The organism is uncultured Halorubrum sp. (genome assembly GCF_937146585.1).
Taxonomy (GTDB): Archaea; Halobacteriota; Halobacteria; order Halobacteriales; family Haloferacaceae; genus Halorubrum; species Halorubrum miltondacostae.
The window spans coordinates 1-7,918 of record NZ_CAKZRO010000111.1 but is presented as its reverse complement, the minus strand read 5'-3'; the positions used below and the strand labels follow the sequence as shown (position 1 = coordinate 7,918).

At 69.0% G+C, this 7,918-nt stretch carries 9 protein-coding genes; 7 read left to right on the top strand and 2 right to left on the bottom strand.

Going from position 1 to position 7,918, the window contains the following annotated elements; translation table 11 throughout:
* Together Q0116_RS09235 and Q0116_RS09230 are read right to left on the bottom strand one after the other, a co-directional pair.
* On the bottom strand, window positions 1-703 hold a 703-nt coding region (locus Q0116_RS09235), incomplete at its 3' end, for an ABC transporter transmembrane domain-containing protein (RefSeq protein ID WP_297887216.1).
* Between the two features lie 163 nt (window positions 704-866).
* A complete protein-coding gene (locus tag Q0116_RS09230) occupies window positions 867-1,145 on the bottom strand; it encodes a hypothetical protein (protein ID WP_297887214.1) in 279 nt (92 codons plus the stop codon).
* 105 nt (window positions 1,146-1,250) lie between these two features.
* On the opposite strand from Q0116_RS09230, the gene rnz reads away from it, so the two are divergent.
* From rnz to Q0116_RS09195, 7 genes are all read left to right on the top strand, one after another.
* Window positions 1,251-2,183: a ribonuclease Z gene (gene rnz, locus Q0116_RS09225; RefSeq protein ID WP_297887212.1), complete on the top strand. Its 933-nt coding sequence runs from the start codon at window positions 1,251-1,253 to the stop codon at window positions 2,181-2,183.
* A 674-nt stretch (window positions 2,184-2,857) separates the two neighbouring features.
* Window positions 2,858-3,784: a replication factor A gene (locus Q0116_RS09220; protein ID WP_297887210.1), complete on the top strand. Its 927-nt coding sequence runs from the start codon at window positions 2,858-2,860 to the stop codon at window positions 3,782-3,784.
* The gene (locus Q0116_RS09215) at window positions 3,785-4,408 is read left to right on the top strand and encodes an RPA family protein (protein ID WP_297887208.1); all 624 of its coding nucleotides are present in this window, start codon (window positions 3,785-3,787) and stop codon (window positions 4,406-4,408) included.
* A gap of 124 nt (window positions 4,409-4,532) precedes the next feature.
* A complete protein-coding gene (locus Q0116_RS09210; RefSeq protein ID WP_297887205.1) occupies window positions 4,533-4,940 on the top strand; it encodes a CopG family transcriptional regulator in 408 nt (135 codons plus the stop codon).
* A gap of 319 nt (window positions 4,941-5,259) precedes the next feature.
* Window positions 5,260-6,363, top strand: coding sequence for a pyruvate dehydrogenase (acetyl-transferring) E1 component subunit alpha (pdhA, locus tag Q0116_RS09205; protein WP_297887203.1), 1,104 nt, complete (start codon window positions 5,260-5,262; stop codon window positions 6,361-6,363).
* Window positions 6,364-7,350 carry an alpha-ketoacid dehydrogenase subunit beta gene (locus tag Q0116_RS09200; protein WP_297887201.1) on the top strand — a complete coding sequence of 329 codons (987 nt, stop codon included), beginning with the start codon at window positions 6,364-6,366 and terminating at the stop codon, window positions 7,348-7,350.
* 45 nt (window positions 7,351-7,395) lie between these two features.
* A partial coding sequence (locus Q0116_RS09195) for a biotin/lipoyl-containing protein (protein WP_297887199.1) occupies window positions 7,396-7,918 on the top strand: 523 nt, incomplete at its 3' end.

Here is a 7,918-nt window from a genome sequence, read left to right as displayed (position 1 = left end):
TCATCTTCCCGACCGACGAGCGCACCTCGGCGTACTTCGGCTGGATGATCTTGATGAACAGGTAGGTGAATCCGCCGATGATCGGGACCGGCAGCAGCGCGACCAAGGCGAGCTGCCAGTTGATCCAGAAGAGGAGGACGCCGATCCCGAGCACCATCACCGACAGCCGGAACAAGGAGTTCATCCCGTCGTTGAGGAACCGCTCGAGCCGGTTCACGTCGTTCGAGAGGATCGACATCATCTCCCCGGTCTGCTTGTCCGAGAAGAACTCCATGTTGAGCCGCTGCATCTTGTCGTAGGTGTCCGTCCGGACGTCGTGCTGGATGTTCTGGGCGAAGGCGTTGAACCCCCAGTTGCGGACCCAGTGGAAGCCGGCGCCGATCCCGAACGCGCCCCCGATGACGGCGATCGTGAACCAGAACTGCGCGGTCTGTCCCGCCGGCAGCCACGCGTCGGGCAGGACGACGAGCGGGATCTGCTCGCTGAACAGGGCGTCCTCGTAGAACACGGCGTCGATGGCGATCCCGAGCATCAGCGGCGGGAGCAGGTCGAGCAGCCGCGCGAAGACGCTCGCGAACACCCCCACCGTCACCTGCGGAACGTAGTCGCGGCCGTACTCGACGAACAGCCGCTTCATCGGATTCTCGATCTTGTCCCGCTGCTCTTCGAAGGGATCGTCCTCTTCCCATTCGACGCCACTCATCACCAACTCGTATCGGGTAAGGCGGCAAATAGGTTTCCTTCGAACCGAAATACATCGGCAGAAAACACCGGTAACACCCGTTCGATCGGGTGATCTCTCCCGCGAGGATCGGGGTCACCCGCGTCTGCGCCCCGGTCGACCCGCCGGTCCGACTCGCGCGCGCTCAGAGGTCGCGGCGCTCCACGCTCGGGTCGATCCCGGCCTCGTCGAGGTCGCCCCGGACGCGCTGCCGGAGCGGCCCCGGGACGCCGTCGCGCGGGACCGGCGCGGCCGTCCCGCCCTCGTCCTCGTCGGTCGGCACGGACCAGTAGAGGATGCGGGCGCTCTCGGCGTAGAACTCCACCGCGTACCGGTCGCTGCCGCCCTCGTAGTGGACGCGGGCGGCCGCGCCCTCGGCGCGCCACCCCTCCTGTCGGACCAAGGCGGCGATCGGCTCTCGCATGGCCGCCCTCGGGCCCCCGGCCTCATGTGGGTGTCGGCGGCGGGGCGAGGCGGCGCCGCCCACCGCATCGACACCGGTTTACAACCGCCGCCCCGATGGCCGGTCATGTCTCTTCGCGTCACGTTCCTCGGGACGGGCGGGGCCGTTCCGACCGTCGAGCGCGCGGCGAGCGCCGTCTTCGTCAACCGCGAGGGCGACCGCTTCCTCTTCGACTGCGGCGAGGGCACCCAGCGCGAGATGATGCGCAGCGGGACCGGGTTCGGCGTCGACCGGGTGTTCGTCTCGCACCTCCACGGCGACCACGTCCTCGGCATCCCCGGTCTGGTCCAGACGCTCGGATTCAACGACCGCTCCGACCCGCTGACGATCCACTGCCCGCCCGGGACCGGGGAACAGCTCCGCGACCTCGTCCACGCCGTCGGTCACGACCCGGCGTTTCCGGTCCGCGTCGAGCCCGTCGAACCGGGCGAGGTCGCCTTCGAGACCGACGAGTACGCGGTCCGCGCGTTCGAGACGGAACACCGGACCATATCGCAGGGGTACGTCTTGGAGGAGGACGACCGCCCCGGCCGGTTCGACCGTCCCAAGGCTGAGGAGCTCGGTGTCCCGGTCGGCCCGAAGTTCGGGCGCCTCCACGAGGGGGAGGCGGTCGAGGCCGAGGACGGATCGATCGTCGAGCCGGAGCAGGTCGTCGGCCCGCCGCGCCCCGGCCGCAAGCTGGCGTACACCGCGGACACGCGCCCGCGAGAGAGCACCGTGGAGGCGGCCGCGGACGCCGACCTGCTGATCCACGACGCCACCTTCGCCGACGACATGGCCGACCGCGCCCGCGACACCGCCCACTCGACCGGCCGCGAGGCGGGGTCGATCGCCGCCCGCGCGAACGCAAAGCGACTCGCCCTGGTCCACATCTCCTCGCGGTACGCAGCCGACCCGCGCCCGATCCGCCGCGACGCCCGCGAGGCGTTCGACGGCGAGTGCCTGCTGCCAGATGACGGCGACCTGCTCGAAGTGCCGTTCCCCGACGCCGACGACTGAGACGTTGAGCGTTCGACCGGCCGGTCCCACTCGGATGCCTTCGTGACCGGCATGGGGACCGCCGAAGTCCCGGTCGCTCGGCTGTATAACGAGCGTGTTTATAACCAGCCGATCGGCACGGACGCCGCCGAAGCCCCAGCCGCGAGGCGGGCGCACGCTTGCTGCGGTCCTCAGTCGCTCGCTTCGCTCGCTCCTTGCGGTCCTTGCTTCTCCCGCGCCCGCCTCGCGGCTGCCCCTTCGAGTCCCACCCGCCCCACACCTCACGCCTCCCCAGCCTCGTCGCTCGCTTCGCTCGCGACTCCCTCGCGCGTGCTTCTCGCGCCCGATGGGCGCTCGAAGGCACGCAGGGAGGCGCGACGCGCCTCTTGCAGCCGGCGGCAGAGCCGCCGGCGACGCCACCGCTCCGTTTCGTCACCTCCGTCGGATCCGCTTTTGCGTCACTCTGACCCGTGGGACGGTTCCACTTGAAACGAAGCCCGCGCACGGCTGACGGGCGTCTGACGCGAGCGAGGTCGTCCCGTCGGTCGATCTCCGCGGATCGAAAGAACACCGCGTAGCGGGTCTCAAGCGGGCGTTTAGTTCCACTTTCACCGCGGTCACGGGCGTTTTAATACGGTGAGGAACCAACCGTCGTACGCCTCCCAGTGAAACAAGACCGGAGGCGGAGACACCCCATGAGCGAACTGCGACAGGAAGCGGAAGCGATAGCGGAACAGTTCTCGGACCACACGGACGTCGATCCCGACGACGTCGAGGAGCGCCTCGAAACGCTCGTCGACGAGTACCGCGTGCCGCTCGACGAGGCGAGCCGGAGCGTCACCAACAGCTACCTCGAAGACGCCGGGATGGAGCGCGACGAACTCGGCCGCGGCGGCAGCGAGGAGGTCCTCGTCGACGACATCGACGAGGACGAACAGTGGGTCGACCTGCGCGTCGAGCTCGTCGACCTGTGGGAGCCCCGCAGCGACTCCATCTCGCAGGTCGGGCTCCTCGGCGACGAGTCGGGCACGATCAAGTTCGTCGCCTTCGAGACCTCCGACCTCCCCGAGCTGACCGAGGGACAGGCGTACGAGCTCTCGAACGTCGTCACCGACGAGTACGAGGGGAGCTACTCGGTGAAGCTCAACCGGACGACGCAGATCACCGAAATCGACGAGGAGATCGAGATCGGCGACAACGCCGACACCGTCGAGGGCGCGCTGGTCGACATCCAGTCCGGCTCCGGCCTGATCAAGCGCTGCCCGGAGGAGGACTGTACCCGCGTCCTCCAGAACGGGCGCTGCTCCGAACACGGCCAGGTGGAGGGCGAGTTCGACCTCCGGATCAAGGGAGTCCTCGACGACGGCGAGACTGTCTCCGAGGTCATCTTCGACCGCGAGGCCACCGAAAAGCTCACCGGCATGAGCCTGGAGGAGGCCAAGGACATGGCGATGGACGCGCTCGACACCACCGTCGTCGCCGAGGAGATGGGCGAGGACGTGCTCGGGCGCTACTACCGCGTCACCGGTCCGACGTTCGGCCGGTACGTCCTGGTCGACGAGATGGAGGACCCCGGCACCGTCGACGTCGAAAGCGCGCTGATCGAAGCGAGGTCGATCTAAATGAGCCAGTCAGCCCCCACCCGAGAGGTCGCTCGGCGCGTGTTCGCGAGCGAGTTCAACGACGCCGGCTACACGTTCACCGAGTCCGACGACGAGCGGGCCCCCGTCTACGCGCTGCTGCCGACGGGCGAGTCCTCGAACCGCGTGTTCTTCGTCGGCACCCTCACCGAGAAGGAGGACGTCGGCGAGGACAGCGAGTACTGGCGCGGTCGCATCGTCGACCCGACGGGCACGTTCTTCGTGTACGCCGGTCAGTACCAGCCCGAAGCCGCTTCCAAACTCCGGGACTTGGAGCCCCCGGCCTACGTCGCAGTCGTGGGGAAACCCCGGACCTACGAGACCGACGACGGTACGGTCCGGGTCTCCGTCCGCCCCGAGTCGATCACCGAGGTCGACGCCGCCACCCGCGACCGCTGGGTCGCGGAGACCGCCCGCCGCACCGTCGAGCGCGTCGCCGCGTTCGACGACGAGGGCAACGAGTACGCGCGGATGGCCCGCGAGGAGTACGACCTCGACCCCGAGACGTACAAGGCCGCCGCGCTGTCGGCGTTAGAGGACCTCGACGACAGCGGCGACGAGCTCGCCGGCGACGACCCGGACCCGGCCGGGACGCCCGAGCCCTGACCGGCGACGCTCGGCCGCGTTTCCGAACCGATCGGGCGCGTCGAACCGCAACGCGGAATATTTCGCGGTTTCTTGCGACCGTCTGACAAACGCTTAAGTGACTCGCGCGCCGAATTCTCCGGTGATGGGCAACAAGAACAAGACGGTCTCGTTCCGCGTCAACGAGGACGCCTTCGAGGCGCTCCGCGACATCGCCGAGGAGCGCGACATCTCGCTGTCGGCGGTCTTCCGAGACTACGTGGACGCGCTCGTTGCCCACGACGGCCGGGTCCGGGTCGTTCCCGAGTCGGAGCTGGCCGGGGCCGACGACGACGACGAGCCGTTCCCCCCGAAGGTCGAGGTCCCGAAGAGCTTCGTCCGCGAACACGAGCGGCTGGAGCTCGAGGCCGAACACCTCCGCGAACAGCTCGAAGAGCACAAGCGGTACGTCAACTACCTCCGCGAGCAGCTCGAGGACGGCGACGACGACGACGTGATCCACCTCGAGGACCTCGACGGCGAGCCCGACGAGCCGTCCTTCCGCCTCGGATAGCGGCTCGACGCCGCCCGTTTCTCCCCTCGGCGCCCGCTTCACCGCCCAGTCGCGACGCCGCGGCTCGGCCATACGCCAGTCGCCCGACCGCCCCTCGGGCGAAAACCTTCCTGTTCGTCCGTTACTGACCGGCGAAACGCCCATGTTGACGAAAATATTGCCTAACTCCTCCGAGTTTGTTCAGAAACGTCCGATTCTCTCCCCGTCTGATGGACAGTTTCTCATCGCGAAGCCGCTATTTCTGAGTATACTAAATTATTTACGAAAACGATATTACCCGGGCGCTGGACGGATCGGACATGCGAAGGTGGGTTCGACCGTGAGCGTGTTCGACAGGGCGTACGACGATACGGTTCGCGTCCTCGACGAGGACGGGGAGGTCGTCGGCGACGTTCCCGACCTCGACGACGAGTCGCTCGTCGAGATGTACAGGCACATGCGGCTGGCGCGTCACTTCGACGGCCGCGCGGTGAGCCTCCAGCGGCAGGGGCGGATGGGGACGTACCCCCCGCTCTCCGGCCAGGAGGGGGCCCAGATCGGGTCGGCGTACGCGCTCGACGACGACGACTGGATGGTCCCGTCGTACCGCGAGCACGGCGCGGCCCTCGTCCACGGGCTCCCGCTGAAACAGACGCTGCTCTACTGGATGGGTCACGAGGACGGCAACAACGCGCCGCCGGACGTCAACGTCTTCCCGGTCGCCGTCCCCATCGCGTCGCAGGTCCCCCACGCAACAGGCGCGGCGTGGGCCTCGAAGCTTCGCGGCGAGGACGACGCGTTCGTCTGTTACTTCGGCGACGGCGCGACGAGCGAGGGCGACTTCCACGAGGGGGTCAACTTCGCCGGCGTGTTCGACACGCCGACCGTCTTCTTCTGTAACAACAACCAGTGGGCCATCTCGGTCCCGCGCGAGCGGCAGACCCGGAGCGCGACGCTGGCCCAGAAGGCGGAGGCGTACGGGATCGACGGCGTACAGGTCGACGGGATGGACCCGCTCGCGGTGTACAGCGTCACGGCGGCCGCGCTGGAGAAGGCGCGCGACCCCGACGCCGACCGGCCGCGCCCGACCCTCATCGAGGCGGTCCAGTACCGGTTCGGCGCGCACACGACCGCCGACGACCCGACCGTCTACCGCGACGACGACGAGGTCGAGCGCTGGAAGCGGAAGGACCCGATCGACCGGCTGGAGTCGTACCTCCGCGCCGAGGGGCTCCTCGACGACGAGCGCGTCGCCGAGGTCGAGTCGTCGGTGGAGGCGCAGGTCGCGGACGCGATCGACGCGGCGGAGTCGATGGCGCGGCCCGACCCGCGGGAGCTGTTCGAGCACGCCTACGCGGAGCTTCCGCCCGAACTGGAGCGGCAGTACGAGGAGTTCGCCGCGCTGCGCGACGAACGCGGCGACGCGGCGTTCCTGGAGGACTGAATGACTGACACACAGAATCTCACGCTGGTACAGGCGGTACGAGACGGACTACACTCCGAACTGCGCGCGGACGACGACGTCGTCGTGATGGGCCAGGACGTCGGCAAGAACGGCGGCGTCTTCCGCGCGACCGAGGGCCTGTACGACGAGTTCGGCGGCGACCGGGTGATCGACACGCCGCTGGCCGAGTCCGGCATCATCGGCACCGCGGTCGGGATGGCCGCCATGGGGATGCGACCGGTCCCGGAGATCCAGTTCTCCGGGTTCATGTACCCCGGCTTCGACCAGATCGTCTCGCACATGTCGCGGTTTCGGACCCGCAGCCGCGGGCGGTTCACGCTCCCCATGACGCTGCGCGCCCCCTACGGCGGCGGCATCCGCGCGCCGGAACACCACTCCGAGTCGAAGGAGGCGTTCTACGCCCACGAGGCCGGCCTGAAGGTCGTCGTCCCCTCAACGCCGTACGAGGCGAAGGGGCTGCTCGCGGCGTCGATCCGCGACCCCGACCCGGTGATCTTCCTCGAACCGAAGCTGATCTACCGGGCGTTCCGCGAGCAGGTCCCCGAGGAGCCGTACACCGTCCCCATCGGCGAGGCGGCCACGCGGCGCGAGGGCGACGACGTCGCCGTGTTCACCTACGGCGCGATGACCCGGCCCACGCTGGAGGCCGCCGAGACGCTCGGCGAGGAGGGGATCGAGTGCGAGGTCGTCGACCTCCGCACGGTCTCCCCGCTCGACCGCGAGGCGATAGTCGAGGCGTTCGAGAAGACGGGCCGCGCGGTCGTCGTCCACGAGGCCCCGAAGACCGGCGGGCTCGCGGGCGAGATCACCGCGATCCTCCAGGAGGAGGCGCTGTTGTACCAGGAAGCGCCGATCGGCCGCGTCACCGGGTTCGACGTGCCGTACCCGCTGTACGCGCTGGAGGACTACTACCTCCCGTCCGCGGCGCGCATCGAGGAGGGTATCCTGAAGGCGGTCGAATTTTAAGATGACCGCCGGAGATACACGTATGACACTCGAGGAGGAGAGGGCATGACCGTCGAGGAGTTCAAGCTCCCGGACGTCGGCGAGGGGGTCGCCGAGGGCGAACTGGTCAGCTGGCTGGTCGCGCCCGGCGACCGCGTCGAGGAGGACCAGCCCGTCGCCGAGGTCGAGACCGATAAGGCGCTCGTCGAGGTGCCGTCGAGCTACGACGGCGTCGTCGAGGAGCTGTTCGCCGAGGAGGGGGAGATGGTCCCCGTCGGCGACGTGATCATCTCGTTCCGCGTCGACGAGGACGGCGACGCCGAGGCGACCGCCGGCGACGACGCGGGTACCGAAGCCGAACCCGAGCCCGAGTCGGCCGACGAGCCGGCGTCGGAGCCCGTCACCGAGGAGCCCGACGCCGAGCCCGACACGCCCTCGGGGCGCACCTTCGCGCCGCCGTCGGCCCGTCGGCTCGCCCGCGAGCTCGGCGTCGACGTCGCGGCCGTCGAGGGGAGCGGCCCCGGCGGCCGCGTGAGCGAGTCGGACGTCCGGGCGCACGCCGAGGTGGACGCGGGGTCCGCCGACGCGG